The organism is Tritonibacter sp. SIMBA_163, assembly GCF_046535935.1.
Taxonomy (GTDB): domain Bacteria; phylum Pseudomonadota; class Alphaproteobacteria; order Rhodobacterales; family Rhodobacteraceae; genus Epibacterium; species Epibacterium scottomollicae.
Genome location: NZ_JAWJBP010001472.1, coordinates 1 through 231, shown reverse-complemented (window position 1 = coordinate 231; position 231 = coordinate 1). Strand labels below are relative to the sequence as shown.

1 protein-coding gene is annotated in these 231 nt (G+C 45.0%); it reads right to left on the bottom strand.

What is annotated here, in order from left to right:
* Positions 1-39: 39 nt before the first annotated feature.
* Positions 40-231: hypothetical protein (locus R0J92_RS27175; RefSeq protein WP_411053971.1), on the bottom strand; the 192-nt coding region annotated here is incomplete at its 5' end.

The following is a 231-nucleotide window of genomic DNA, read 5'->3' as shown; positions in this document are numbered from 1 at the left end:
AAAAACCAGCTCATCTGCTAAGAGATGAGCTGGTTTTTCTTAAAATAACCCTTTAATGAAATCCACGGCACTTTTCATGGATAATGTAAACCAATTAGAGCGCTCTACCGCCTCCGTCGCCGCTACATCAGCAGCCGGCTTTTCGTCTTTAAGATACTCCACTTCATTGCCTTCTGCATCCAAAACCTTCACCTTGCCGACCAATTGCCCTTCTTCTACCGTTGCCTCAAT